Origin of the sequence: Actinoplanes sp. NPDC023801, from assembly GCF_040639655.1 — a bacterium.
Taxonomy (GTDB): domain Bacteria; phylum Actinomycetota; class Actinomycetes; order Mycobacteriales; family Micromonosporaceae; genus Actinoplanes.
Window position 1 is genome coordinate 206409 of record NZ_JBFAAI010000015.1, and the last position, 25724, is coordinate 232132.

The 25724-nt window shown below is 69.6% G+C and carries 24 protein-coding genes; 9 read left to right on the forward strand and 15 right to left on the reverse strand.

Features of this window, described 5'->3' with window-relative positions; translation table 11 throughout:
- Window positions 1–199 precede the first annotated feature (199 nt).
- Window positions 200–979 (forward strand): response regulator transcription factor, encoded by a 780-nt coding sequence (locus AB0G04_RS26125; RefSeq protein ID WP_360987634.1) that lies wholly within the window; start codon window positions 200–202, stop codon window positions 977–979.
- Between the two features lie 463 nt (window positions 980–1442).
- Here the strand turns inward: AB0G04_RS26125 and AB0G04_RS26130 are convergent, their stop codons facing one another.
- From AB0G04_RS26130 to AB0G04_RS26145, 4 genes are all read right to left on the reverse strand, one after another.
- Window positions 1443–2447, reverse strand: a complete 1005-nt coding sequence (locus AB0G04_RS26130) for a MerR family transcriptional regulator (protein WP_360987636.1) — start codon at window positions 2445–2447, stop codon at window positions 1443–1445.
- A gap of 57 nt (window positions 2448–2504) precedes the next feature.
- Complete coding sequence (locus tag AB0G04_RS26135; protein WP_360987638.1) at window positions 2505–4277, reverse strand: HEAT repeat domain-containing protein; 1773 nt, start codon at window positions 4275–4277, stop codon at window positions 2505–2507.
- A 113-nt stretch (window positions 4278–4390) separates the two neighbouring features.
- Entirely contained in the window at window positions 4391–5764 is a 1374-nt protein-coding gene (locus AB0G04_RS26140; protein ID WP_360987690.1) for a cellulase family glycosylhydrolase, read from the reverse strand.
- Between the two features lie 76 nt (window positions 5765–5840).
- On the reverse strand, window positions 5841–6551 hold the full coding sequence (locus AB0G04_RS26145; RefSeq protein ID WP_360987640.1) for a hypothetical protein: 711 nt from the start codon (window positions 6549–6551) through the stop codon (window positions 5841–5843).
- Between the two features lie 138 nt (window positions 6552–6689).
- Between AB0G04_RS26145 and AB0G04_RS26150 the strand changes: the two genes are divergently transcribed.
- Window positions 6690–9020 carry a glycoside hydrolase family 9 protein gene (locus AB0G04_RS26150; RefSeq protein ID WP_360987642.1) on the forward strand — a complete coding sequence of 777 codons (2331 nt, stop codon included), beginning with the start codon at window positions 6690–6692 and terminating at the stop codon, window positions 9018–9020.
- Window positions 9021–9093: 73 nt separating this feature from the next.
- On the opposite strand, the gene AB0G04_RS26155 is transcribed toward AB0G04_RS26150, so the two are convergent.
- The 3 genes from AB0G04_RS26155 to AB0G04_RS26165 are packed head-to-tail and all read right to left on the reverse strand — an operon-like array spanning window position 9094 to window position 10805.
- A complete protein-coding gene (locus tag AB0G04_RS26155) occupies window positions 9094–9927 on the reverse strand; it encodes a hypothetical protein (RefSeq protein WP_360987644.1) in 834 nt (277 codons plus the stop codon).
- 8 nt (window positions 9928–9935) lie between these two features.
- Complete coding sequence (locus AB0G04_RS26160) at window positions 9936–10145, reverse strand: hypothetical protein (protein WP_360987646.1); 210 nt, start codon at window positions 10143–10145, stop codon at window positions 9936–9938.
- Between the two features lie 21 nt (window positions 10146–10166).
- Entirely contained in the window at window positions 10167–10805 is a 639-nt protein-coding gene (locus AB0G04_RS26165; protein ID WP_360987648.1) for an isochorismatase family protein, read from the reverse strand.
- Between the two features lie 94 nt (window positions 10806–10899).
- On the opposite strand from AB0G04_RS26165, the gene AB0G04_RS26170 reads away from it, so the two are divergent.
- On the forward strand, window positions 10900–11865 hold the full coding sequence (locus tag AB0G04_RS26170; protein WP_360987650.1) for a helix-turn-helix domain-containing protein: 966 nt from the start codon (window positions 10900–10902) through the stop codon (window positions 11863–11865).
- Here AB0G04_RS26170 and AB0G04_RS26175 read toward each other — a convergent pair.
- From AB0G04_RS26175 to AB0G04_RS26190, 4 genes are all read right to left on the reverse strand, one after another.
- Window positions 11852–12373, reverse strand: a complete 522-nt coding sequence (locus AB0G04_RS26175; RefSeq protein WP_360987652.1) for an AAA family ATPase — start codon at window positions 12371–12373, stop codon at window positions 11852–11854. The genes AB0G04_RS26170 and AB0G04_RS26175 overlap by 14 nt on opposite strands.
- Window positions 12374–12531: 158 nt before the next feature.
- Entirely contained in the window at window positions 12532–13455 is a 924-nt protein-coding gene (locus AB0G04_RS26180) for a hypothetical protein (protein ID WP_360987654.1), read from the reverse strand.
- A 438-nt stretch (window positions 13456–13893) separates the two neighbouring features.
- On the reverse strand, window positions 13894–16128 hold the full coding sequence (locus AB0G04_RS26185) for a beta-L-arabinofuranosidase domain-containing protein (RefSeq protein WP_360987656.1): 2235 nt from the start codon (window positions 16126–16128) through the stop codon (window positions 13894–13896).
- A gap of 219 nt (window positions 16129–16347) precedes the next feature.
- On the reverse strand, window positions 16348–17703 hold the full coding sequence (locus tag AB0G04_RS26190) for a BNR repeat-containing protein (RefSeq protein ID WP_360987658.1): 1356 nt from the start codon (window positions 17701–17703) through the stop codon (window positions 16348–16350).
- Between the two features lie 101 nt (window positions 17704–17804).
- Here AB0G04_RS26190 and AB0G04_RS26195 point away from each other — a divergent pair, with 101 nt between their 5' ends.
- Window positions 17805–18590 carry a GNAT family N-acetyltransferase gene (locus AB0G04_RS26195; protein WP_360987660.1) on the forward strand — a complete coding sequence of 262 codons (786 nt, stop codon included), beginning with the start codon at window positions 17805–17807 and terminating at the stop codon, window positions 18588–18590.
- A gap of 48 nt (window positions 18591–18638) precedes the next feature.
- Here AB0G04_RS26195 and AB0G04_RS26200 read toward each other — a convergent pair whose 3' ends face one another.
- Entirely contained in the window at window positions 18639–19262 is a 624-nt protein-coding gene (locus AB0G04_RS26200) for a hypothetical protein (protein ID WP_360987662.1), read from the reverse strand.
- Between AB0G04_RS26200 and AB0G04_RS26205 the strand changes: the two genes are divergently transcribed.
- Entirely contained in the window at window positions 19261–20223 is a 963-nt protein-coding gene (locus AB0G04_RS26205; protein ID WP_360987664.1) for a hypothetical protein, read from the forward strand. The genes AB0G04_RS26200 and AB0G04_RS26205 overlap by 2 nt on opposite strands.
- 35 nt (window positions 20224–20258) lie before the next feature.
- On the opposite strand, the gene AB0G04_RS26210 is transcribed toward AB0G04_RS26205, so the two are convergent.
- Window positions 20259–20771 (reverse strand): hypothetical protein, encoded by a 513-nt coding sequence (locus tag AB0G04_RS26210; protein WP_360987666.1) that lies wholly within the window; start codon window positions 20769–20771, stop codon window positions 20259–20261.
- A gap of 135 nt (window positions 20772–20906) precedes the next feature.
- Here AB0G04_RS26210 and AB0G04_RS26215 point away from each other — a divergent pair, with 135 nt between their 5' ends.
- Together AB0G04_RS26215 and AB0G04_RS26220 are read left to right on the forward strand one after the other, a co-directional pair.
- Window positions 20907–21224, forward strand: coding sequence for a class I SAM-dependent methyltransferase (locus tag AB0G04_RS26215; protein WP_360987668.1), 318 nt, complete (start codon window positions 20907–20909; stop codon window positions 21222–21224).
- A gap of 94 nt (window positions 21225–21318) precedes the next feature.
- Window positions 21319–21489, forward strand: coding sequence for a hypothetical protein (locus AB0G04_RS26220; RefSeq protein WP_360987670.1), 171 nt, complete (start codon window positions 21319–21321; stop codon window positions 21487–21489).
- Window positions 21490–21539: 50 nt separating this feature from the next.
- On the opposite strand, the gene AB0G04_RS26225 is transcribed toward AB0G04_RS26220, so the two are convergent.
- Together AB0G04_RS26225 and pepN are read right to left on the reverse strand one after the other, a co-directional pair.
- Window positions 21540–22283, reverse strand: coding sequence for a 3-oxoacyl-ACP reductase family protein (locus AB0G04_RS26225; RefSeq protein ID WP_360987672.1), 744 nt, complete (start codon window positions 22281–22283; stop codon window positions 21540–21542).
- Between the two features lie 201 nt (window positions 22284–22484).
- Entirely contained in the window at window positions 22485–24866 is a 2382-nt protein-coding gene (gene pepN / locus AB0G04_RS26230) for an aminopeptidase N (RefSeq protein ID WP_360987674.1), read from the reverse strand.
- 49 nt (window positions 24867–24915) lie between these two features.
- On the opposite strand from pepN, the gene AB0G04_RS26235 reads away from it, so the two are divergent.
- Window positions 24916–25287 carry a glyoxalase superfamily protein gene (locus AB0G04_RS26235; protein WP_360987676.1) on the forward strand — a complete coding sequence of 124 codons (372 nt, stop codon included), beginning with the start codon at window positions 24916–24918 and terminating at the stop codon, window positions 25285–25287.
- 146 nt (window positions 25288–25433) lie between these two features.
- Complete coding sequence (locus AB0G04_RS26240) at window positions 25434–25580, forward strand: hypothetical protein (protein ID WP_360987678.1); 147 nt, start codon at window positions 25434–25436, stop codon at window positions 25578–25580.
- Window positions 25581–25724 lie beyond the last annotated feature (144 nt).

Sequence of the window (25724 nt, forward strand, 5' to 3'; positions counted from 1 at the left end):
TCGCTCCGCCGACCATCGGATGATCAAGAGCCGATAGGTGGAGGCCGGAACACCCACGGCACCCGGTTCAACGGCGGCGCACGCACGATATCCGCCGGTAACAGTCCGCAACTAACGTGCGGGCAAGCGCAGCACCACCGGCCGGCACGCCCTTCCGCGGGCGGCGTCCGCGCGCTTCAGGGTGCCACGGAAGGGTGTCATGAACATTGTCCTGCTGACCGACAGCCGTCTCGACGTGTTGCCCGCACTGGATCTGCTGCCGCACGCGGTCCAGACCGCGGCGCCGGACGCCTGGGCCGAGGCGATCAAGGGCCCGCACGTGGCCGCGGTTCTGGTCGACGCCAGTGACCAGCTCAACCATGCCCGCGCGACATGCCGTCTGATCCGGGCGCACGTGCCCGATGCGCCGCTGATCGCCCTGCTTCGCGAAGCCGGCCTGGTGTCCGTCGCGGCCGACTGGTGCGTCGACGACTTCCTCCTGACCACCGCCGGTCCGACGGAGGTGGAGACGCGGCTGAGCATGGTGGTGAAGCGGCGCGAGGCCGGGACGACGAGCGGGCAGGAGATGATCCGCGTCGGTGACCTGACCATCGACCCGCACAGCTACACGACCAGGCTGCGCGGCGAGTCCCTGGCGCTGACCTACAAGGAGTTCGAACTGCTCAGGTTCCTCGCCCAGCGACCCGGCCGGGTGTTCAGCCGCGATCAGCTGCTGCGCGAGGTCTGGGGCTACGACTACTTCGGCGGCTCCCGCACGGTGGATGTGCACGTCCGTCGTCTGCGGGCGAAACTCGGACCGCACTGCGAGACGATGATCGGCACGGTCCGCCAGGTGGGCTACAAGTTCGTCGTACCGGGCGCCGGGAACTCCCGCCGGAACGGCGACGCCTACGCGGGCGTCCCGGTGGTCGACGACGACGCGATGGCATCCGCGATGGTGTGGGACCGGGCCCCGATCACGTCGGCCGCGAATTCGTAGGCCACCTCGGCGGTGACGTCGAAGATCCGGCTGTGCAGCACCGCTGTCTCCGGCGGCTTGAGACAGCGGTGCTGCACAGCCGGTGAAAGCACCTGGTCAGGCCGATTCCTGGAGGGTTCGCTGCCGCGGTCGCCCGGCAAGACGCGCAGCGCCCATGGGCCTTTCGGCCCTCCCCATGGGCCGAAGGTCCCGCCGGGCGGCGACATCCGGCGGTGGTCCACTCCCGGGGCTGACGGCTGAGGACTGCAGGATCGCGTCCTCGGCGATCTCCGGGTCGTTCGGGTCGTCGATCCATTGGCCCGTCATCCTGACCAGCCCGGACACCTCGGAACCACCGCCGCGGTGCCGGCGACCGGGGCGGCGGCTGGGTTTACCTCAACGACAACGGCGCCTGGAACCGCCTGCTCACGGGCGTGGAACCCGGCGAGCGGTGGCAGCTCTACCTGAAGGCGCAGGGCTTCGGCTACGTCGGGTTCAACTTCAGCGGGTGAGCCGACGCGCGTAACGCCGAGGCCAGCCACTCGAAGGGGAACCGTTCCTCCGTGGTGCCGTTCACCTCGGTGACCAGCGCCATGTAACGGTCGTACGGTCCCTGCGGCTCGGGCGGTGTGCGGTCCCACTCCGCACCCCTCAGCATGTGGTCGGCTGCCTGGAGCCGGAACTCCCGGGTGTCCGGGATTCCGGGGCTGTGCGGGGTGGCGAAGATTCCCGTCAGCCATCGCATCCAGCGGTCGGCGATGTCCCGTGCCCGTGGGGCGTCCGGCGGAACCCCCTCCGCCGCCGCGTCCATCACCTCCTGACCGATCGGCTGCGCCGCCTCCAGCCGGTCGAGCATCGGCGAGGTGGTCATCAGCGGTCCGGCCCCGGTGGTGCACGCCTCGTGCAGCTCATGGCGCACGGCCTTGCGGGTCTCGGCATCACCGACCAGTTCGGCCAGTTCGATCCACGCCCCCAGCTGGGCGGCGGTGGGATGGTCGGGAAGTTCCGGCCGGGCCGCCCGCCACCAGGCGAGCATCCGCTCCGGGGGTTCCCAGCCGGTGGAGACCTCGGCCCAGAACTCGTCGATGAGCCGATCGCGTTCCTCGTCGGACATGCCGGCCAGCTTGTGCATCAGCGTCACCTGCTCGGCGGTGGAGTTCTGCCGCACGATGGCCGACAGCACCGCGCGACGGCTGCGCAGGCGCGCCTCCTGGCCTTCGAGCAGGGCCAGATGGGTGGCGGCCAGCTCGGACAGCGTCGCCTCCCCGCCGAGCACCCGCCGCACGTCGTCCAGGCTCGCGTCGAGTTCGCGGAGGGTACGGACCAGTTCGAGGCGGGCGATGGCCGACACGTCGTACAGGCGGTGGCCGGCCGGGGTGCTGACGGTCGGCGTGACGACACCGGCATCGGCGTAGTACCGGACGGCGCTGACGCTGAGACCGGTCCGCCGGGCGACGTCCCCGATGGCGTAGAGCTCGTTCGTGTTCACAGCGCCACTATGCGATCTCAAGCCGCTTGAGATGCAAGCGCGGCATCCGGCGCCGTCTCATCCGGCGATCTGCCGGCGGGCCGCCACGACCGCGGCCAGCAGCGTCTCGTCGGCGCGCATCTCGGTGTCCTCGTCGCCGAGGTTCATCCCGGCGCGGTGCCGCGACGAGGCGAACGCGTCCAGCCGGTCGAGGATCGGCCGCGCGTACGGGCCCATCGCCGCGAGCACGCGCAGGACCCTGGTCCCGTACAGGTCGTTCGACAGGTACTGAGGTAACACCTCCAGCAGTTCATCCGCGATCGCGGGACCCTCATGGAGCCACCGGGCGCCGGCCGTGTCGACCTGCCCGGACCCCGGATTGCGGAAGGCGCTGCGCAACTGTCCCTGCTGACGGGCGTCGAGGCCGCCGTGCTCGACAAGCCAGGTCAGCATCGCCGCCGAGATCCCGCCGCGGCGAAGTTCCTCCGGCCGGCCCGCGAGATACCGCTCGGCCACCGTCCGGTCGGAGGTGATCCGGAGCAGGGCGAGTGTCGCGCCCACTGTCGGATACTGCCGCAACAGTGGTGCCGCGGCCGCGGCGGCGGGCCCGATCCGTCCCAGGACGTGAATCGTCCGGTCCGGTGTGTCGTTCTCGGCTCCTTCGAGCCGGGCGATGAGTTCCGGGAGTACGGGAGCGGCGGCCGGGCCGAACGCTGCCAGCACCCGCATCGGCAGATCCGGCTCGCTGGAGTCCGGCTGCGCGGCCAGGACACGCCGGGCGGCGGCGACCGGTTCTCGCGGATCGGCCCCCGCCCCGGCGAGTTCCCGGAACGCCTCGCCCAGACCCGGCTCGTCGCTGCCCGTCAGCATCAGCCGGACCAGGTACGGCATCGCGCGGCCGTCGCCTGCACGACCCAGCGCAGTGGCCGCCGGTGCACCCAGCTCGGGATCGTCCAGTACCGCCACCAGCTCGTCGGCGGCCAGGCGGGAGGCGGTGAGTGACGCTGTCAGCGCTCGCAGCGCCGCCGACCGTACCTCGTCGCAGTCGTCGCGCAGCAGGGGTGCGAGAGCCGGCGTCAACCGGGCGGGCGCGGCTCGCCACACACGCATCGCCGCGCGCGACATGCGTACGCCCTCGAGCTTGATCTGTGCCGCTTCTGATCGGCCTGTCAGGCGTTCCGCCCACCGGTAACAGTCCTCCTCGCGGTCGAGGCCGGTCAGCGCGCGGGACCAGTGCCCGGCCGCGGTGCACGAGAACGGGCGGCCCTCCACCCCCAGTACACCGGTGCACCCTTCGAGCTCGGCACGGGCCGCCTCGTCCAGCGCCGGCCACGCAGCGGGGTCGTCCTCGCTGAACGCCGCGACGACGGCGAGCAACCGGACCGCGGCGACCGGATCGGAGCGCAGACGCTCCACGACGGCCGGATGGCGTGCCAGTTCGTGCCGCGCCGCCTCAGCGAGAGCGATCCGGACAGCAGGATCGGGCGAGGCGATGAGCACCTCGAACACCCGGCCGGGCTCGGCGACGTGCGCGAACACAGCCGCCGCGATACGCCGCACCCGCGGATCCTCGTCCCGCAGAGCGGCCTCGGCAGCGTCGGCGACCACGGGCCAGGCGCCACGGGCGAAACCGAGGTCGTCGAACAACTCGAAGAGCGCCCGGCGTACCGATGCGCGCCGGTCGGTCGTGAAGGCCAGCAGCTGGCGGGTCAGCGGGCCGTCCCGCTCGGCACGCACCCAATGGAAGACGTGGGACCGCACGTCGCTGCCGGCGGCCAGGACGTCACCCGAGGTGAGGCTCGTCTCCAGCCATTCCCGTAGGTCCCGCGGCGACGCCGGGGCCGGGCTCATCACGGTGCGAGGCGCGCGGCGCCCTTTCGGTAGGTCATGAGCCGATCATAGGGGGTGCCGGCGGCGCGCACCCGGGGAGGATGCGCGCCGCCGGCATCAGGCGCCGTTCGGGATCAGAAGTCGTCCGCGGTACGGATGCGGTCGCGGATCCAGGTGCCGGCCGCCTTGAGGGGGGCGGTTCCGGAGTACGCCCCGGCCGCGCAGGTGCCCTGGGTGAAGACCGCGCCGGTACGCATGTCGTCGGAATAGTTCCAGTTCACCCAGCTCACCTTGTTCTGGGCCATCAGGTCGAGATACTGCTGGGCGCGGGCGAAGTTGTTGCCGCCGTCGCCGGTGGCCTCCTGGGTGCCGAACTCGGTGACGAACATCGGAAGCCTGCTGATCGCGTCCCGGAAGGTGTTCAGGTAGTAGTCGTCGTGCGAGGCGGCGTAGAAGTGGAACGTGTACATGATGTTGGTGGCGTTCACCGGGTTGGCCAGGATGCGGGACACGCCCTGGCCGTCGCCGGAGGCACCGAGCGAGGACCAGTCCTCGGTGCCGACCAGCACGACGCCGTCCGGGTCCTGGGCCCGGATCACCGGGATGAGCTGATCCGCGTACGACTTGATGGCCGACCAGTGCACGTCGCTCGGCTCGTTCGCGATCTCGTACAGAACGTTGGTCTTGTCCTTGTGCCGTGCGGCGATCTGCTGGAAGAAGGTCTTGGCACGGGCCAGGTTGAAGTTGGGGTCGCCGGGGCTGAGCATGTGCCAGTCGACGATGGCGTACATGCCGCGCGCGGTGGCCTTCTCGATGTAGTCGTTGACCTTGGCGGTGAAGCCGGCCGGGTCGGTCTCGTAGCCGCCCTCCTGGATGTACATCGAGATCCGCAGGATGTCGGCGTTCCATTCCCTGGCGAGTACGTCCAGGGAGGCGTCGTTGACACAGCTGGAATACCACTGCAGGCCGTGCGTGCTCATGCCACGCAGCTGGATCGCCTTGCCCTGCGCGTTGCAGAGCTGCCGTCCGCACACCTTGAGCTGACCGTTGCGGGCCACCGGGGTGGTACCCGGCTGCTGCGGCGTGCTGACCGACGGGGACGGCGAGGGGGACTTGGACGGCGACGGGGACGGGCCGGTGGTGCCGGTGCAGGACACACCGTTGAGTTTGCATCCGGTCGGCGCGGCGGGTCCCGTACCGAGGAAGCCGAACTTGACTGACGCACCGGGTGCGACGGTGCCGTTCCAGGACCGGTTGGTGAAGGTGAAGTGCTGCCCGGAGCTGGTGAGCAGCGCGTCCCAGTAGGAGCCGACACCGGTGCCGGCCGGCAGGTCGAACTCGACCCGCCACGAGGTGATGGCGGACGTGCCGCCGTTGGTGATCGTGTACTCGCCCTGCCAGCCCGAACCCCAGTCGGACGTCTTGGCGAAGGTGGCGGTGGTGGCGGCCGCGGAGGCCGGGCTGACGGCGAAGAGGGCGAGGCCGGCGGCGATTGCCGCCGCGGCCATGGACAGGATGAGGGAACGGGTGCGGCGCAAGGGGATCCTCCGCATAGATCGACGGAGGGCTAATTATTAAGTAGCTTTACAGTCTTTGTCCAGCGGCGGTCTCCCCGGCGGGAACCGCGCCGCGCCAGCGCTGGCTCGCCGGGTAGGCGAGAGCCCGGACCCCGTGCAGCAGGCCGGTCGGGTGCAGGTCCGGTGACGAGTTGCGGATCGGGTCGAAGCTGAGCGCCGCGTCGGTGTCCCGGTCCAGCAGGTCACCGAGGCGCACCCGCCCGAAGGCCTCCGCACCGCTGTCGCGGACGGCGTAGAGCAGCAGGTCGGCGGGCGCCCGCCCGACCAGTTCGATGTCGTCACCCACCGGCGTGCCGTCCGGATCCGGCCCGGCGGCCAGATAGAGGCGGCCGGCACCGGCCCGGTAGGCGGCGATCGAGCCGTAGTCGGCGTCGAACGTGCGGCGCGGCATCGGCACCCGGCGCCCCCATCGCCCGGGACCGACGGTGGAGAGCAGGAGGTCGAACGGCCGGTCCGGCCCCGGGATCCGGATGGCGATCCCGCGGACGTCGGGCCGGTCCCGGCGGGTTCCCAGACCCTTCGACAGCCGTACGATCACCGCGTGCCGCGCCGGCCGGTCGAGCAACTCGGCGCCGGCCGGACGCGGGCAGCCCCATACCTCCAGTTCACCGGCCATCGAGCGGCCGAGCGGGTGGAGGGAACGCTGTCGTCGCGCACGAACCAGGCGTACACCCAGGGCGGCGGCCACGGCCGCTCCGGCAAGCGGTGTCAATCTCATGCCCCACCTTCTTCCCGCCGCTGATCCGTTGATGCGCTGAGAAGTTCGCGCCTTGTCGTAACACGGTGGACACACCATTGAACTGGGAGCGCTCCCATGTAACGATGTCGGTCACTGTCCTCCGAGGTGGGAACCGCCATGTTGAAGAAGCTCGCCGGCGTCCTGTCGGCCGCCGCGCTCACCGCCGGCCTGCTCTGGGTCGCCATTCCCTCCGACGCTGCGGCGGCACCGCCGTACCGCTACGGCGAGGCCCTGCAGAAGTCGCTGCTGTTCTACGAAGCCCAGGTGTCCGGCAAGAAGCCGTCCTGGAACCGCGTCTCCTGGCGCGGCGACTCGGCGATGACCGACGGCGCCGACGCCGGGCTCGACCTGACCGGAGGCTGGTACGACGCCGGTGACCACGTCAAGTTCGGCCTGCCGATGGCGTTCACGACCACCATGCTCGCCTGGGGTGCCGTCGAGAACCGCGACGCGTACGCCTCCTCCGGGCAACTGACCCACCTGCTGAACAACCTGCGGGTGCCCAACGACTGGTTCATCAAGGCGCACCCGTCGGCCGACGTGCTGTACGGGCAGGTCGGCAAGGGCGACGACGACCACAAGTGGTGGGGCCCGGCCGAGGTGATGCCGATGGCGCGTCCGGCGTACAAGATCGACGCGACCTGTGGTGGCAGTGAGCTCGCCGCGGAGACGGCGGCCGCGATGGCGGCCAGTTCGATGGTCTTCCGGCCCACCGACGCGGCGTACGCCGACACCCTGCTCACCCACGCCAAGCAGCTGTATTCGTTCGCCGACCGGGTGCGCAAGAGCTACCACGAGTGCATCACCGACGTCACGGCGTTCTACCGGTCGTGGAGCGGTTACGCCGACGAACTGGTGTGGGGCGCCATCTGGCTGCACCGGGCCACCGGGGACGCCGCCTACCTGGCCAAGGCCGAGGCGGGGTACGACGCGCAGGGCAACGAGAACCAGACCAGCACCAAGATGTACAAGTGGACGATCTCCTGGGACAACAAGCAGTACGGCAACTACGTGCTGCTGGCCCGGCTGACCGGTAAGCAGAAGTACCTCGACGACGCCAACCGCTGGCTCGACTGGTTCACCGTCGGCGTCAACGGCGAGAAGGTGCGCACGTCACCGGGCGGCATGGTGGTCGTCGACTCGTGGGGCGCGCTGCGGTACGCCGCCAACACCGCGTTCGTCGCGCTGGTGCACAGCGACCATCTCCAGGACGCGACCCGCAAGCAGCGCTACCACGACTTCGCGGTCCGGCAGATCAACTACGCCCTCGGCGACAACCCGCGAAGCTCCAGCTATGTGATCGGGTACGGCGACAACTCCCCGAAGAACCCCCATCACCGTACGGCCCACGGCTCTTGGTGGGACAGTCAGCAGGTGCCGGCCGAGACCCGGCACGTGCTGTACGGCGCCCTCGTCGGCGGCCCGTCCTCACCCGACGACAAGTACACCGACAACCGCGGCGACTACGTGATGAACGAGGTCGCGACCGACTACAACGCCGGGTTCACCTCGGCGGTGGCGCGGCTGTACGGCGAGTTCGGCGGGGCTCCGCTGACCGGGTTCCCGGTGGCCGAGAAGCCCGACATCCCGGAGCTGTCGGTCGAGACGACCGTCATGCAGAACGAGACCCGGTCGACCGGCGTGAAGGTCGTCGTCTACAACAAGTCGGCGTTCCCGGCCCGCGCGCTGACCGCCGGGAAGTTCCGTTACTACTTCACCCGCGACGACAACTCGGCGTTGCAGGTCAGCTCGCCGTACACGCAGGGATGTCCCGGCCCAGCCGCGGCGAAGCAGCACTCCGGTGACGTCTGGTACGTCGAGGTCGACTGCACCGGCCACACGATCGCGCCGGCCGGGCAGTCGGCGCACCGGATGGAGGTCCAGCTCAAGATCGGTGTGGTCGAGGGCGGGACCTGGAACCCGGCGAACGACCCGTCGTACCAGGCGGCTGCCGGGCCGAACGCCGGCGTGCCGCTCTACGACGCCGGAACGCTCGTCTGGGGTGCCGAGCCGGGCGGCACTCCCCCGTCACCGTCGGTCTCCCCCTCGGTCTCGGTCTCCCCGTCGGTATCGGTCTCCCCGTCGGCCTCGGTGTCGCCGTCGGTGTCCGTGTCGCCGTCGCAGTCACCGGCCCCAGGTTGCAAGGTCGGCTACAGCGCGAACAGCTGGAGCGCCGGCTTCACCGCGACCGTGACGATCACGAACGGTCCCGTCGCGGCCAACGGCTGGAGCCTGGTCTTCGCCTACCCGGCCGGCCAGAAGGTCACGCAGGGCTGGTCGGCGAACGTGACCCAGACCGGTACCGAGGTGACCGTCACCAACACCGGATGGAACGGCAGCCTGCCGGCCGGCGGCACGGTGAGCTTCGGCTTCAACGCCACGCACACCGGCTCCAACCCGGCACCCGCATCCTTCGCCCTCAACGGCACCGCCTGCACCATCGCCTGATCCCCGTCGGCCGCCGTCACCATCCCCGTGGGTGACGGCGGCCGACGCCGTGCACGGGTCCACCTTGAGGTGATCAATCGCGGTCGACGGCCATCCGCAAGGCGAAGTCCTCGGCCGCCGCCCGGACCGAATCGCGGGACGGCTCGACCCAGCTGCTGAAACGGCCGCCGATCGCGTGGTCGATCAGTTCCTCCCGCCGCAACGGCTCGATGCCGGCCGCCTCCAGGAACCAGCGCAGCACCGTCTCGCAGCACGTGTACCAGCTGGAGTCGTACCGGGTGGTCTCGCCCACCGCCGTGATCAGGGCGGCGGCCGCGCGCTCCCAGCCGTCCAGGTCGTCGTCGGCCAGGGGCAGGAACCGGTCGAACCGCCGGGCCATGTCCACCAGCCAGGCGTGCCACTCCACCAGCGCGGCCGTGATCGTGGCGGCGGTCGCCTCCGGCGTGGTCAGCGAATGCGACGCGCAGCACCAGACGGTGACCGGGCCACCGGAGTCCTCACCGGAGGACCAGCGGAAGCCGACCACCCAGATGCCGTACCGCTCGACGAGCTGTTCCTCCGTGGTCTCCAGCCAGAGAAAGCGGAGACGCCGGTCGGCATCGGGTGCGGGCAGGTCCCCGGCGGAGACCACCGGAGGGTCGAAAGGCCGCCCGGCGGGATCGACGTCCGCCCAGTTCAACGCGGACGCGTGCGGCAGACGAACCCGCTGCGGGCCGGTCACGACGCTGACCCGGCCGGGACGGGTCAAGGCGCGCCACAACGGTGGCCCGTCGCGGCTGCCCTTGCCGCTGACCGGCTCGACCGCGGCGAACCGGCCGCCGGAGCCGGTGCCGAGCTCCACCAGGAGCCGATGCCAGGCGAGCACGGCTCCGGTCAGTGCGGCAAGCGTCTCCCCCAGCGTGGTCACGCTCAGGTTCACACCCCGCCACACCGGGACCCGGCCGCCGTCATCCGGTCGAGCCAGAGGTCGATCAGCAATCGGTCGGCGCCCGGGGAGGGCATCTCACCGGCCGGCGGCAGCGACCGCATCAGGGCGAACAACTCGGCGAAGTCGAACTCCCGCCGTACGGGATCAAGATCGCGCCAGGGCATCGACCACAGGTCGGGCAGGCGGACTGGCGGCATGGTCCGGTCAGCCTATCGGGTTCACCCCTGACCGGCGTGCCGCGCTCCCGCGGCGGCGGAGGCGCCCAGGTCGGGCGCGGGCAGCCGATCTCCGGACGCGACCGCCGCCGACCAGGTCGCGGTATCGGTCACGGCGGCGAGGTTCGAGTTGAACAACGCCATGAGGGAGGTGTGGACCGTCTTGGCATCGGTGAAGCCGGCCTCGTTGGCCAGGTGGACGGCGCCGGTCGCGTCGGAGAGGACCTCGGCGGTGAATCCGTGGCTCTCCGCCTCGACGGCCGAGGCGAGGATGCAGTTGTTGGTCATGTAACCGACCAGGGTCACCGTGCCGATGTCGTTCTCGCGCAGCCAGTCCGCCACATCGGTGCCCGCGAACACACTGCTGAACCGCTTGACCACGGACTTCCATGCATCCGTACGACGAGCCTCGACCTCCGGATGCAGCAGGTAGCCCGGCTGCGTCGGGTTGAACACGGGCGCGGCGTCGCCCATCGTGTGCTGCACCGCGACCACCGGGATGCCGGCGGCCGTGGCCGCGTCGATCGCCTGCGTGATCCGGGGCAGCGAGTCGGCGTGCGGCGGGTACTGAATCTCCAGCAGACCGCCGAAGTACTCCTGCTGCAGGTCAACGACGATCAGTGCGCGCTTCCGGGTGGTCATGGCTCTCCTTGAAGTCTTGTTTCAGCGACACCTCGAGTCTGCGGGCACCCGACGCCCGCGGCCATTGGCACATGTGCGGCGTTACGATGGATCCGTGCCACTGTCCGTCGCCGTCTACGCCTTCGACGGCATCACGATGTTCCACCTCTCCGTTCCCCAGTTGGTCTTCGACGAGGTCACCCGGCTCGGCCTGGACGACTGGACGACGGTGCTGTTCGCCGACCGCGCCGGCACCGTCCGCACCGCCGAGGGCTACCCGATCGGCGAGATACGCGGCCCGGCGGTGGCCGACAGCGCCGACATCGTGGTCGTCCCGTCCTGGTTCGAGGACGGCCGGGTCACCGGGCCGGCACTCCGGCAGACCCTCACGCGAGCCCACGACCGGGGCGCCACAGTGGCCGGCCTGTGCCTGGGCGCCGTCGCCGTCGCCGACACCGGCCTGCTGTCCCGGCGCACCGCTGCCACACACTGGCAGGCCGTCGGCATGCTCGCCGCGCGCCACCCGGACGTCGAGGTCGACCCGTCCGTGCTCTACATCGACCACGGTGACGTGCTGACGTCGGCCGGTACCGCCTCGGCGATCGACGCCTGCCTCCATCTGGTCCGCCGCCGGCTCGGCGCGGCGGCCGCCAACCGGGTCGCCCGCAGCCTCGTGGTGGCCCCGCACCGCGAAGGCGGGCAGGCCCAATACATCGAACGGCCGCTGCCGCAACACTCCACCGGCGACCCGATCGCCGCGACCATCGAGTGGGCGCTGCGGCACCTGGCCGGCGACCTGTCCGTGGACCGCCTCGCCGACGTGGCACACCTGAGCCGGCGCACCTTCATCCGGACGTTCCAGGCCTCCACCGGCGAGACCCCGGCAGCCTGGGTCAAACGCCGGCGCCTCGACGAGGCCCGCCGGCTGCTGGAATCCACCGATCTGCTGATCGACCAGGTCGCGGTGGCGTGCGGGTTCGGCAGCGCGGTCACGCTGCGGCAGAACTTCGCGGCAGCGTTCGACACCTCGCCGTCGGAGTACCGCCGGAGGTTCGACGCCCGCGCGGCTACCGGCTCCTGACGGCCCCGGCGATCCGGCGGGCGGCCTCGTCCGCCGTCAGATGTGTGGTGTCGACGACCTCGGCCTCGGCATGCAGCCACGTGCGCGCCGCCTCGGCGTACGGCCGCAGGTATTGGAGCCGGAACGGCGACGGCACGACATGCTCGCGCTCGATGCGCCCGCGCAGAGTGTCCTGGTCGGCGTGCAGGACGAAGTGCCGGACCGGGATGCCGTGCCGGGCGAGACCCGCGCTGATCTCCCGCCAGTACGGCTCGACCAGCACCGTCATCGGCATCACCAGAGTTCCGCCGGTGTAGTCGAGCACCCGGCGGGCGGTGTCGACCACGAGCTGACGCCACGGGGGCCAGTGCTGGAAGTTGTCGGTCCCGGGCAGGCCGGGCGTGATGTCCATCAGGGTCTCGCCGACCTTCTCGGCGTCGAGAACCCGGGAATCCGGGATCAGTGGTTGCACGAGAGCGGCGGTCGTTGTCTTGCCCGCGCCATGGGTGCCGTTGATCCAGACGATCATCGGCCCGATGCTAACCGTCTCCGCCCGCTCTGCAGCCGACCGACCTGCTGGTCGACCAGGCCGCCGCGTCCGGCCCCGCCGTGTGGCGGAACCCTGACCGCTTCGAATCCTCCGCGCATCTCCGCCGGCTCGCGGCGATCGTGCACCGCGCCGATCCGTCAATACTGCGGTCCGGGCCAGTCAGCTGGGCGGAGGTTCGGGATGTCGTTCAGATAGATGTCCTGGTCGAGGCCGCAGCTGATGACGAACCAGCCGGAGATCTGCCGGTGCAAGACGTTCCGGGTCGCCGGGTCGATGATTTCGACGCCGAGCGCCCCGCTGGCCAGCGTCCCGACACTCCCGCTGGCCACACCCATGTAACCCCCGGAGGACAGGTTGCGCGGCGGATACAACACCGCCGGCCCCCACAGCGTGCGAGCGCCGGCAAACTCGTTCCAGCCGCGATAGTCGTCGTACACCGGGCCGGGCTTGATGGAAACCCTCAGCATGTACCGCGGCGTCCGCTTGCCGTCGCCGTAGTGCACCGTGACGTACGCGTTACGCGAACGCTCGCACCGGCCGTTGTACCGCGGGTTGTCCCGGTTGACCGCATACGCCTTGATCCAGTCGCCGTCCCTGCTCCCGATGTCGTGATAGCCGGTGTCGTCGATGTGGGTACGCCGGGGAGGGCTCACGACACTCTGCACGCCACTGCCGAGACTGGTGAGACGGTCGTCGAGGTAGGGACCCACCGGAATGTGCCGCCCGTCCTGGGGCCACAGATCCTCCGGCTTGCCCGGCAGCATGTCCTCCGGCTTCTCCGGCACGACAGCCGACGGGTCGAGCGCCGGGAGGCCGATGTCCGACGGGTCCAGTTTCGACGGGTCCAGCTTCGACGGGTCGAGTGCTTGCCCGGTGTCGGACCCGACCTGGAGCCCACTCGGGAGCGTGGTGATGCCGTCGTTGGGGTCGTCGCCACCCAGGGCGCCATTGATGCTGATCGGTGAGCTGGGATTGGTCGGATCGAACTTCGACAGGTCGGGCACCTTCATCTGGGTGGGGTCGAGCTTGGAAACGTCCGGGGTCCCTTTGGGCAGCGTCACCGGGCCGCAATGCGGCGGGCAGGCCGTGTTCCGCCCGCCCGGCTCCGCCAGGACTGGCGCTTTGATACCCGCGCCGAACATTGCCCCGGTCAGCACACTGATCCCGAACGCCGTCGGACCTGACATTCTCTTCACGCGAGCCCCCCGGCCGAGTCGATACAGGACGACTGGACCATTCCGGCTGTCACCGCACCCGGACTTCGCCGATGGTGTGACCATTCAGCCGAATTATGAGCCGACCCGGATGGAACCGGCGGAATCGGCTGCGCGGATACCCGGCGGCGAGTATGAGCCCGCCATCGAGACCGGGTTCGGCCGGCGGTCGCTCCACACCACGTACTCTCGCCGTTCCACCATGTTTCCCGGCTCCGCCGGCATCGCTGGGAACTGACGCCACCCCGGCAACGGGCGCGCATGGCCCGTTGCCGGGGTAAAGGGTCAGATCGCGGTCAGGCGCCAGAGGTTGTCGGCGGAGCCGTTGTCGGCATCCTGAACCACCTGGGCACCCCAGGCCGTGCCACCGTTCAGGACCGCGAGCAGCTTGCCGCTGTTCACGTTACGGATCTTGTAGACGCCGTTGCCCTGATCCACCAGCGTCCAGCGGTGGTCGGCAGTGCCGTTGTCGTCCCACTGCACGACCACGGCGTTGTCCGCGGTCGACATGTCCTGCACGCCGAGGACCTTGCCGCTGTTGACGTTGCGGAACCGGACCGCGGTGCCGTCGGCGATGCGTACCCACCGGTGGTCGAGTGTGCCGGTGTCGCCCCAGGTCACCGCCAGGCCGCCGTTGGCCACCGACATGTCCTTGATGCCGAGGACCAGGCCGGTGGCGTTGTTGACCAGCTTGTAGGTGGGGGTGGTCAGCCAGTAGATGTTGTAGTTGATGCCGTGCGCGTCGTAGAACGGCACCAGGTTGACGGCCGTGCCGTTCGCGGTGGCGGTCGTCCGGGTGACCGAGGAGACCGTCAGTGACGGCGGCGAGGTGAGTGCCGTGTCGCCGTAGTTGCCGGCCAGCACGGTCGGCCCGTACGTGATGGCCTGCAGTCCGGGGTTGTCGTTGGCGGAGCGCAGCACGATCCGCATGGGCAGGCGCACGACGATCGTGTCATTCGCCGCCCAGGTACGGGTGATCGTGGTGTAGGTGCCGGGGGCGCTGGTGGTGACCGCGGCCCCGTTGACGGTGATGGCGGCGCCGCTGGTCCAGGACGGGATCCGGATCCGGATGCTCCACGAGCCACTCATCGTCCCGGTGAGCCGCAGCGTCGACGTGTCGCTCTCCGGGAAGGTGGTGGTCTGGGTGACGGTGATGCCGCGCTGAGTCCAGGAGAGCACCGACGGGGCGAACAGGTTCACCGTGAGGGTGGTGCCGCTGTAGAAGTAGATCGACTCGGCAAGCCGGGTGTTGACCTCGACGCCGGTGCCCTGGCAGCACCAGAAGCTGTTGTAGTCGGTGCTCCACGTGCCGCCGCCCCACGCCGGTCCGACACCGCGGCGGCCACCCGGGCGCAGCGGCGTGAAGTAGGTGACGTGGCCGTGGCTGTCGAATCGGTTCTGCGCACCGAGCACGTGGTTGAGCAGCGCCTGCTCGTAGTAGTCGAAGTAGGCGGCCCGGTCCGGTTCGGTCACCCACAGCTCGTTGGTCAGGCGCAGCATGTTGACCGTGTTGCAGTGCTCGCAGGTGTCGTTGGTGAGGTAGCCGGCGATGGCGTTGGCCGGGCGGAAGTGTTCGGCCTGGCTGTTGCCGCCGATCGCGTACGTGTGCGCGCCGACCGTGATGTTCCAGGCGTTGCGGGCGATGTCGCGGTAGCGGGTGGTGCCGGTGGCCTTGTACTCGCGGGCCGCGCCGATCCACTTCGGCACCTGCGTGTTGGCGTGCAGCCCGTTCAGGTTGTCGGTGTTCGCCGCGAGCGGGTTGAAGACGGCCGCGTGGTCGAACCGGCGGGCCGCGGTCAGCCAGCGCGTGTCGTTGGTCTGCTGGTACAGGTCGGTGAGGACGGCGTTCATGCCACCGAACTCGGTCTGCAGCATGGCCTGCATCTGGGTGGCCGACAACGCGGCGGTACGGGTGTCGACCCACGCCGCGAGCCGCAGCAGCACGTCGCGCGCCTGGACGTTGCCGAGGTGGCGCCACACGTCGAGCAGGCCGGCCATGGTCTTGTGGATGCAGTAGTAGGGGACGTTGCCGTTGGTCAGGGTCCGGTTGTGCACGGCCGTGATGTCGGCTTCCGGGAACCCGGACAGGTAACCGTTCGACGCCTGGCACTTCGCCAGCTCAGCGACCATGTAGTTGGCCTTGTCCCGGCACACGGTGTCGCCGAGGACGGCCCAGGCCTGCGCCCAGGCGGTCAGGAAGTGGCCCTGCACGTGCGAACGGAACGGGAAGGTCGGCGCGTCCCAGCCGCCGTTTGCCGCGGCCCCGCCGGTGGACAGGCCGTGGTTGGCGCGGAACACGTAGAGCAGCCGGTTGACGTCGACGAACCGCAGGTAGGCCAGGGTGCGCGACTGGTTGTCCATGAGGCGGCCGGCGGTAAGCCGCACCTGACCGAGCGGGAACTGGTAGGCCGAGACGCCGGTCTCGGCGGCGGCGGCGGCCGGGCCGGCGGGCTGCACTACCGAGAGCACAGCTCCGCCGGCTGCGGCGCCGAGGATGCTGCGACGGGTGACGGGAAGCATGGGGATGTCTCCTCGGGTTCAGGCGGAGGGGAACGGGGAGTTACGCCTGTGTTACGCGCAGAATGTTATCGATAACAAAGCATGTGTCAAGGCTCCTGCGCGCGACTGTCCGAGGTGGCCGGGAGTAACGGATTCTCGCTGGTGGAAAGCGATGGACGGCAACCGGCTCCCCGCTGCCGTCCGATCAGTGATGTGCCAGCGGTCGATGTGATCGCTCTATCAGCCGTTCGCTGTCCAGTCCTGGACGTCGATCCGGCTGCCCCCGTACCGGGGAGCGAAGAAGCTCAGTACGTTCTGACCCCTGAGGCGCTGATGGTCGATCAGCGGGTCGCTGTAGTAGACCGCCGCCGAGGTATGGCGGATCACCCAGTCGGTCCAGCCGGACGCCTTCGACGCGGTCTGGATGTGCAGCCTGCGGGTGCTGGAGTCACCGCTCACCACGTACAGGTTGTCCCGCGAGTCGACGGCGATGTCACCACGGGACGAGCGTTCCAGGAACGGGGTGTACGTCTGGTGCCAGCCCTTGCCGGCCTTGTCCCGCCAGTAGTGCACCAGGACCGCCTTCTCCCGCGCCACCGTGAAGTCGCTGTTGTCCGCCGCCGACGGCGGCAGGTGGGAGGCGAGTACGTGCACGACCCCGGCCGCGTCGACGACCTGCGACTCCTGGTTGATCAGTCCACGGTTCTGGCCGATCCCCCAGACCCGCAGCCCGGCCGCACCGGAGGCCAGCGGGGCGCTTGCGGTGGTGGCGACCACGGTGCCGGCGTTGTTGCGCCACGTACGCCCCTTGTCCTTGCTGTAGGCGTAGAAGATGTCGTGGTTGGTGCTCGCGTTGGAGGTCTCCCGGACCGTCCACGTGACGTGCAGCAGCGGCGCGGCCGGATCGAAGTTGTCGTACTCGATGCCGAACAGGTAGGCGTTGTTGCCGGCCGTGGTGCCGTCGATGAATTCCCCGAGGTACGTCCAGGCGCCCGGCCGGTACTCGTACAGCACCTCGTCGCCGGTGCCGCTGTAGCCGGTCCGGATCGCCAGTTGCAGCGTGCCGTCCGGATGGGCGAAGAACTGCGGGTAGGTGACGACGTCCATGCTCGTGCCGGTCAGCCGCGTCTGCACGGTCCCGAAACTGCCGGTGGACCAGGCGGCGCCCGCCGGAGAGGTGGCCAGCCCGGCGACCGACCTGCGGTAGCGCAACTGCGACGAGTGGGTGTCGAACGCCAGGTGGATGGTGCCGTCCGACGGGGCGATCCCGATGCTGATGGTGTTGTGCGAGTCGGTCGACGTGGTGGCGTAGTCGGTGAGCCGCAGGTTCGACCAGCCGCCGGACGGCAGCAGGCGGCGGGACAGGTTGACGTATCCGCTCTGATCCCAGAAGGCGGCGTACTGCCAGCCGTTGAACGTGACGATGCCGTCCTGCTGGAACGACTCGCCGTTCATGTAGCCGGTGTAGGTCAGGGCGGTCCGGCCGCTGGTGGTCAGGATCGTGGTGGACGTGTGGGCGACGGTCGGTGCGGCAGCCGCGGCGGGGAACGCGACGACAACAGAAGCCAGCACGAGTAGAGGGATGAATCGTTTCATGGGTCCTCACAGCGAGAACTAAGGGGGACGGAGCGGTGCCCGAGACGGTAGGACGCCGTTTCATGCCCGTCAATGCCTCGGCGGCGGTTTACTCTGCGCTCGTGGACATCTCCGGGATGGCGTTACGGGCCCAGGTGGCGTGGTTCCGTCACCTGGCCGCCCGCGGCTTCGCGCAGATCAGCACCGGCGACGGGTTCGCGGTGTCGACGGGTCTGGACTCCAACACCGAGAACGGCGCCGTCATCGGCGCGTCGATGCCGGACTCCGCCGAGCTGGACACCTTGCTCGGCTGGCTGCGTGCGAAGGCCGTACCCGCCTCGGTGCTCGTCACCGGAACACCGGAGGCGGAATTGACCGCCCGGCTGATCGCCCAGGGACTGCACCCCGAGCGCACCGGCAACAACATGGGCCGCCTCCTGCCCGGCTTCGACACTGAGGCCGCGGATCCTGCCGTACGGGAATGGCAGATCCTTGAAGTGAACGATGTTCCGGATCTCCGCCGCAACCAGCGCGTGTACGCCGAAGACGGCTGGTGGGACGAACCCGGTGAACTTGACCGGCGCGTCGAGACTGCGGCCCGCCTGGGATTCGGCCGGGGCCAGCCGATCCGGCACTGGACCGCCTGCCATCAGGGTGTTCCGGTCGGGGCAGCGACCTCGTTCCAGTTCGATGACGGTGTGTGGCTGGTTCACTGTTGCGTCGCGAAACCCTGGCGCCGCCACGGGATCGGAACCGCGCTCACCAGGGTCAGGCTTGCCGCCGCCACCCGCCGGGGCGCCGTCCGGGCCGTCACCTTTCCCTCACCGGACGGTTACCACCTTCATCACTCGATCGGCTTCGAGCTGGCGCCGATACACCCCGGCCGATGCTTTTACCTGCAGAACTGATTACCAGGGTCTTGTACGCGTTCCGGCTGCTCCAGGACGACGTCCGGGTCATGCCAGGTGCGACCGGGAGCGGAAGAGGTTCATACGATTCCTGCCGGCCTGCCTGGCCCGGTCCCGCAGTCGATCCGCAGAGGCGCCCCGCAGAAGATCCTTGATGTCCTCGTGCTGACTCAGCTCCTCCGCACTGAGGAGACAGTCCTCGGAACGGATCAGGCGCTCCAGGTAGGAAGCAGCATTGCGGGCCGCCAGCGAACAGTCCTCCACGTTCTCCGGGGTCAACTCGGTGACCGCCCGCAGGCCGGAGTGGAGCACCAGGATCGAATGGAAACCGTAGGCGGGCGGCCCGGTCAGCTCATCCGCCACCGTCATCTCATGCATTTCCTCGAGTTGAACCATCCTCGCACTGAAGACATGCACGTCCCTGGGATCATGACGCCACAGGGTCTCCACCGCTTCTACGTAGATGGCGGCGTCATATGGTCGCCCGTCCAGCGCCGCCGCCCACGAGGCGATGTTTATCGCCCGCTCCGCGCACGACGCGACAAAAGTCACGGCGTACTCCACCAATTCTTGTCGGCTCAGATTTTCCAGCATTTCCTCTCCGGGGCGAACGTCGTGGCACCAAAGTCCGTGAGCAGGATTGTCGTACCCGGGGTGCAGGATGAGCCGCATGATCTGGTTCGTCTACCGGTCGCCGTACCACGGTGTGCTCGGCAAACACGTCCGCGAACTACCCGACGCGTCGGTGCTCGACTGGTTCCGCCGCGGCTGGGTCGAAGCGGCCCCCGACCCGCGCGCGTGGCTGCAGGCGGAGCTGGGCGTCGACGTCTACGGCCTGGACAGCATCTTCGACGAGGCGGACAAGCGCTCCCTGCGCAAGCCGGAAACCATGACCGAGCTGCGAAGACACCTGAAGAAACATCTGTACGTGGAGGGGCGGGTGATCGTCGACGACCACAGCGTCCGGGCCATGACCGACGATGACGAGGTGCCCCTGGCCTACTTCTTCCTCGATCAGGCACTCGCCGGCGACCGCCCGGCACGGCTTGCCTACCCCCTCCACGGACAGTGGCCGCTGCCCGCGCACACCGCCTCCACCGCCGCCCACGACAAGCCGGTCACGACGATCGCGATATCGCAGATCCTTGCCGCCGACTGGGACACGCCGGGCACGGTGATCCGCCTCCCCGGCATCCGGCTCCCGGAACTGGCCGGCTGGCTCCGCACCGCGGACACCTGGCCCGAGGAACTGACCATGCTGCGCGGCTGCATCGGCCCCGACGACGACCTCACCGCGGCGCTGGACCGGATGAACCGATGGGGTGCCTGGGACGACGAGGCGCCCGATCTGCAAGGCATGGACAGTGACCAGGAGGATGCGCACCGGGTCGTCCAGTCGGTGACGGCCCGGGCCGCGGGACAGGAGGTCATTCCCGGTCCGGTCGGCGAACGCCGGCCCGCGCTCAGCCGGATCGAGGTCACCGAACACCTGGCGCAGGCGGTGCTCCACATGGACGAAGACTTCGGTTACCTGCAGCTGTTCCTCTTCGACGACGTGTGGGCGTCCGAGCACCGCCACCTGGCGAAATCACTGCGCCGCTATTTCGGGAAATCCTGGGACCCGCTGGAGTGACGCGGCAGGACAGGTTCAGCCCGGACCGTAGCTGATCAACCAGCGTCGTCCAGCGTGACGCAACTGCGTGCCGGGCTGCTCGTCCACGCCGCCTGCAGCGCGGGGTGCTGCGCCAGTCGCTGCCGGACGGCACGGACGGCGCGGTCCCGCTCCGGGCCGGGAGGGCTGAAGTTCAGGCCGGTGTCCGCCGGGACGGGCCGGCCGAGTTCGGCCAGCTCCGGCGTGTCCGCGAAGACCATGTCCAGGTTGACCTGCCAGATCTCCGGCTGATACCAGTCTTTGCCGGCCCACTCCTCCCGGACGTCGACGGCGAACTGCCGGGTGAAGCACAGACCGGGCAGCCGGTCGTTCCAGCTGTACCGGCCCCACTGCACCAGGAAGCCGTCGGCGTCCTCCTCCACCGGCTCCAGACCGTCGACCGGCAGCGCAAGAAACTCGGTGAACGCCTGCCATGCCGCCTCGACATCGTGCACGCGGCCGGGGTCGACGCCACGCCGGCGGAGCCGGTCGGCCAGCACCTGCGCCGCGTCACGCCACAGCAGTCCCACGGCGGGCAACGCTACCGGACGCGACCCGCTTGCCACAGGTCCGGCGGAAAACCACTCGCGGCTGTCGGAGCTTCTCGATGAGTATGCGGGGACGACATCAGCTCCCGCTTTCGGCACCGGTTCCCAGCTCGCTTCATGTCGCCGCTGTCCGAGCAACGCACGGAGCGGCTCGTCGCCGAACTGGCCGCTCGTTCTCCCGCCACCGTCCTCGATCTGGGCTGTGGATGGGGCGAGTTGCTACTGAGGATCGTCGGGGCCGCACCCGGCGCGATCGGCACGGGAGTGGATCTGCACGCTCCCGGCATAGAGCGGGGACGCGCCGCCGCGGAGGCACGCGGGCTCTCGGATCGGGTCACTCTGACGGAGGGTAAGGCTGAAGCACATCCGGTACAACCGATGTGGTTCTGTCGATCGGCGCCTATCAGGCGTTCGGCAGCGTCACGGATGCGCTGAAACGGCTTCGGGCATTGGTCGATCCGGGCGGGGTGCTGCTTTTCGGCGTCGAGTTCTGGGAGCGGCCGCCGTCACCGGAACGCCTGGCCGACATGTGGCCGGAGGCGAGCTGGAGAGCTGGCTGGTCGCGAACCCCGGTCACCCGGAGGCGGCCGAGGTCCGGACGAAGCTCGACTCGCACCGTCGGTTCTGGCTGCGAGGTCACCGGGGCGTGCTCGGCTTCGCCTACCTGACCCTGGGCCCTATCGCCGACGGCGCGGCGTGAGACGGTCACGGCCGTGGTGGCCGCGACCGTCTGCTTCGAGAAACCGGCTGTCAGACCGAGAAACCGCCGTCGACGTTGATCACCGCGCCGGTGACGTACCGGGCACCGTCACCGGCGAGATAGGCGACCGCCGTCGCGATCTCGGCCGGTGTTCCATAACGGCCCAGCGCGGTGAAGCCGATGATCGTGGCCGCGGCCGGGCCGTCAGCCGGGTTCATGTCGGTGTCGGTCGGGCCGGGGTTGACCAGATTGACGGTGATACCGCGCGGGCCCAGGTCCCGGCTGAGGCCCTTCGTAAGTCCCACCAGGGCGGTCTTGCTCATCGAGTACAGCGAGAAGCCCGGGAACACCGTGCGTTCCACCATGTTGCTCCCGATGGTGATGATCCGTCCGCCGTCACCCATGTGCCTGGCCGCGGCCTTCGACGCGAGGAACGGCGCCCGCACGTTGACCGCGATCATGCGATCGAACTCGTCCCGTCCGAGATCCTCCACCGGCCCGACGAAGAACACGGCCGCGTTGTTGACCAGAATGTCCAGCCGCCCGAACTGGGCGGCCGCACGGTCGACCGCGGTGGTCACCGCCTCCGGGTCCGCGCTGTCCACCTGCAGCGCCACACCGCGGCGGCCGAAACCCTCGATCTGCTTCATCACGACCGCGGCCTGATCGTCGCGGTGCTGGAACGTCAGCACCACATCGGCGCCGCTCTCGGCCAACCGCGCCGCCACGCCGGCGCCGATGCCCCGGCTCCCGCCGATCACCAATGCCACTCTGCCGTCAAGATCGTTTGTCATGCTCCCACTGTTGTCGTCACGCGCGGGCTCGTCTGGCGGCAATCGGACCCGGCGTTTCCCATCGAGTCCGGCGACTCGGCGGCACCCGGGAACATCCGCTGACGCCGGGCCGGAACCACGACCCGCAGCAGGCGGTGCGCAGCGGTTACGTGCGGGCGGCCGCCAGATCGGTGCAGTGCTGCGCGGTCGCCCCGTGGGTGATCACGAACGGTCGTCCAGTTCGTCGTTCCAGTGCCGTTGCAACACCGTCGGCGTGTCGTGGCGCAGCGCGTCGCGTACCGCATCGAGCTCCTGTTCTGTCAGAGCCAGCGCCGGGAACGCCCGCCCGGCCGCCGCGGCGAACGCCGAACCGCGCCGGGCCAGGGTGGGCGCCGCGGCGAGGTAGGCGGTGACGTACGGCGCCACGAGCTCACGCTGCGACGGCGACCAGAGACCGGTGGCCAGCGCCCGGAAGCGGCGGACCGAGACGTCCGGGTCGCCGGTCATGGCCGCCCAGGCCGCCGCCTTCGCCTCGGCAGTCGGACGGGCCGCCAGCGCGGTGAGTGCGCCGAGCACCCCGTCGGCGGTGCCGTCGCGCAGCCGCTCCGCCTCGATCTCCGGCTCGTCGATGCCGCCGAGCTCAGCGAGCCGGTGCACGACCGACCAGCGCAGCTCCGGATCGAGCGACAGACCCCGGTCGGTGGCGCCCTTCTGCAGCCAGCGCCGCAGCAGTGCCCGGTCCGCCGTCGACCAGGCCAGACCGCGGGCCAGCGCGACCGCACGCTGCTCGTCCGGCTCGCCGTCGTCGGCGCAGGCGGTGGCGATCGTCTCGAGGGCGGCCACGACGGCGGCGGGCGGCAACACCCGCCTGATCAGGTGGTCGCGGGTACGGTCCAGAGCGGCCGTCACCAGCGTCGGCGACGGCTCGCGCGGAAGCTGCCGGGCCAGCAGTTCCAGCTGCGCGGCGGGCGGCGTGCCGTCGAGCAGGGTCGTCCACAGGCCCGCACGGACCAGCGGATCCGGCAGGCGCGCCAGCCCGTTCACCACGGCGTCGCGGGAGAACGGGTCAAGCTCGAGACGGGCGAAGGTCTCACCGTGCGCGTTCGGCACCACCACCAGGTGTGCCCACTCCGGCAACGGCACCGGCTCGCCGACGAGATCGATCATCCGGGACCCGATCATGTTCAGGCTTTCGTCGTACGCCGTGACGGTGAACCGGTGCGGCCGGGTGCCCTCACGGGTCACCACCGGAACGCCGTCACGCCGGGTGACCCGGATCGTGTCGTGGCCCGACCGGCGCAGCCACACCTCGGCCCAGCCGCGCACGTCCCGAGGCGAGACGGTGTCCAGCGCGGACAGCAGGTCCTCGAGAGTCGCGTTGCCGAACCGGTGCGCGGTCAGGTGCGCGTTCACCCCGGCCAGGAAGTCCTCCTCCCCCAGCCAGGTCACCAGCTGACGCAGCACGGCGTTGCCCTTGCCGTACGAGATATGGTCGAAAATGGTCGTCGCGGTCGCCACGTCGGGCACCTCCGCGGTCGCCGGTGCCACCGGGTGTGTCGATCGGCGCCGGTCAGCGAGGTAGGCACTCGGCTTGTGGACCGCTTCGAACGACACCCGGGTGCCGTCGAAACCGGCCACCGTCTCGGCTACCTCGAAGCCCATGTAGTCGGCGAACGACTCGTTGAGCCAGGCGTCCTCCCACCACAGCGGCGACACCAGATCCCCGAACCACATGTGCGACATCTCGTGCGCGATCACCATGGCCCGGCGCCGGCGGTCGTCGTCGGTCACCCGCCCGCGCGGCAGCACGAACTCGTTGAACGTGACGCAACCGGGGCACTCCATGGCGCCCCAGTTCAGTTCCGGCACGATGACCTGGTCGTAGGAATCGAACGGGAACGGCTCGGTGAAGACCCGCGCGAAATGGTCGAAGCAGGCCTCGGTGACCGCCTTCAGTTCGGCGGCGTCGCGGTCCAGCTCGGCGGCCAGGGAACGACGGGCATGCCATCCCATCGGTACGCCTCCGTGCTCCCATCGCACCGAATGGAACGGGCCCGCCGCCACGACGAACAGATCACAGGCGATCGGCGGAGTGGTCGCGAACGTGTGCCTGCCGCCGTCACGGGCGGTCGGCACGCCGTTCGACAGCACCGTCCACGCCGGGTCGGCCGTCACCGTCAGCGAGATCGGCGCCTTCAGGTCCAGCTGGTCGAAACAGGCGAACAGCCGCTGCGTGATGTCCAGGCCGAGGTAACCGCCGACGTAGCGTTCGCCGTCGGCCGGGTCGATGAAGGCGTGCAAGCCCTCACCGTCGCTCACGTAACGCAACCGGGCGTCGACGATCACCTCGTGCGTGCCGGAGGGCAGGGCGTCCAGCGCGATCCGCCGCCCGTCGTACGCCGGATCGATCTTCTCGCCGTCGAGGAGAACCTCGACCGATTCGGCGCGGTGCAGTTCGAGAAAGGTGCCGCCGCCGGTCGTGTCGAAGCGCACGACGACCCGGCTCCGGAAATCATGTGGTGAGGTGATGTCGAGGGCGAGGTCGTAGGAGACCGCGGAAAGCATGGTGGCCCGGGCGCGGGCCTCGTCCAGGGTCAGCGACATCCGGCCAGTATCCGGCAAACTTCGGCGCAGAGCTGGTGAGGTGGTAACCGTGTTCGACGAGATGTTCCCGATCCTGACGTCGCCTGATCTGGGGCGGGCGCTGCGTTTCTACCGTGACCTGCTCGGCGGTACCGTGGACTACCAGTTCCCGCCGGAGGGCGAGCCGGTCTATGTCGGGCTGCGGCTGGGGCGGTCCCACCTGGGTCTCGGCCAGCAGGACGAACCCAGCGAGCTCACCAACGATCGCGTCACGCTGTGGATCTACACGGACGACTGCGACGCGGGTCTCGAGCAGTTGCGGGCGGGCGGCGCCGAGGTGCTCGAGGAACCGGTCGACCAGCCGTGGGGCGAACGGATGGCCACGGTCACCGACCCCGACGGCAACCGCGTCATCATCGCCTCCCGCGCCGCAACACCCTGACCTCCGTACCGCACCGGCGGCTGCCGGAAGGCGACCACCGAACGGGTGGTGCCGCGACCGGCCGGCGGGCCGCATCGGCGGGCCGGGTTTACCGGGGACCCGGCCGGGTAGGCGCTGGTCGAGAGGCGACGACGACTGGAGGTCCCGTGGAGCCGATCGGCGATCCTGACGAAGAGACCGGCGACTTCGCCGAGGAGCACGAGTTGACCGAAGTCGACGACGAGATGACCGACGACGAACCGGAGAGCCCGGACCGGTGGGCCGGCGGGCTGGACCGGGAGGGGCCGCCGTAGGGGTCGGCGGGAAGCGGTCCCGCCTGCGGTTTCGGCTTAGAACTCCTATCTCAATTGGGTGCATCGGTATGACCTGATCGTTGGTGTGTTCGTTGTCGGGAACGTGAGGAAGCGCGACCCGCAACCGTGGCTGGTCGACGACGA

Coding starts and splice junctions, on each gene's coding strand:
- AB0G04_RS26125 (WP_360987634.1), top strand. CDS start 200: ATGAACATTGTCCTGCTGACCGACAGCCGTCTCGACGTGTTGCCCGCA.
- AB0G04_RS26135 (WP_360987638.1), bottom strand. CDS start 4,277: ATGAGCCCGGCCCCGGCGTCGCCGCGGGACCTACGGGAATGGCTGGAG.
- AB0G04_RS26140 (WP_360987690.1), bottom strand. CDS start 5,764: ATGGCCGCGGCGGCAATCGCCGCCGGCCTCGCCCTCTTCGCCGTCAGC.
- AB0G04_RS26145 (WP_360987640.1), bottom strand. CDS start 6,551: ATGAGATTGACACCGCTTGCCGGAGCGGCCGTGGCCGCCGCCCTGGGT.
- AB0G04_RS26150 (WP_360987642.1), top strand. CDS start 6,690: ATGTTGAAGAAGCTCGCCGGCGTCCTGTCGGCCGCCGCGCTCACCGCC.
- AB0G04_RS26160 (WP_360987646.1), bottom strand. CDS start 10,145: ATGCCGCCAGTCCGCCTGCCCGACCTGTGGTCGATGCCCTGGCGCGAT.
- AB0G04_RS26165 (WP_360987648.1), bottom strand. CDS start 10,805: ATGACCACCCGGAAGCGCGCACTGATCGTCGTTGACCTGCAGCAGGAG.
- AB0G04_RS26175 (WP_360987652.1), bottom strand. CDS start 12,373: ATGATCGTCTGGATCAACGGCACCCATGGCGCGGGCAAGACAACGACC.
- AB0G04_RS26185 (WP_360987656.1), bottom strand. CDS start 16,128: ATGCTTCCCGTCACCCGTCGCAGCATCCTCGGCGCCGCAGCCGGCGGA.
- AB0G04_RS26190 (WP_360987658.1), bottom strand. CDS start 17,703: ATGAAACGATTCATCCCTCTACTCGTGCTGGCTTCTGTTGTCGTCGCG.
- AB0G04_RS26205 (WP_360987664.1), top strand. CDS start 19,261: ATGATCTGGTTCGTCTACCGGTCGCCGTACCACGGTGTGCTCGGCAAA.
- AB0G04_RS26200 (WP_360987662.1), bottom strand. CDS start 19,262: ATGCGGCTCATCCTGCACCCCGGGTACGACAATCCTGCTCACGGACTT.
- AB0G04_RS26215 (WP_360987668.1), top strand. CDS start 20,907: ATGTCGCCGCTGTCCGAGCAACGCACGGAGCGGCTCGTCGCCGAACTG.
- AB0G04_RS26225 (WP_360987672.1), bottom strand. CDS start 22,283: ATGACAAACGATCTTGACGGCAGAGTGGCATTGGTGATCGGCGGGAGC.
- pepN (WP_360987674.1), bottom strand. CDS start 24,866: ATGTCGCTGACCCTGGACGAGGCCCGCGCCCGGGCCACCATGCTTTCC.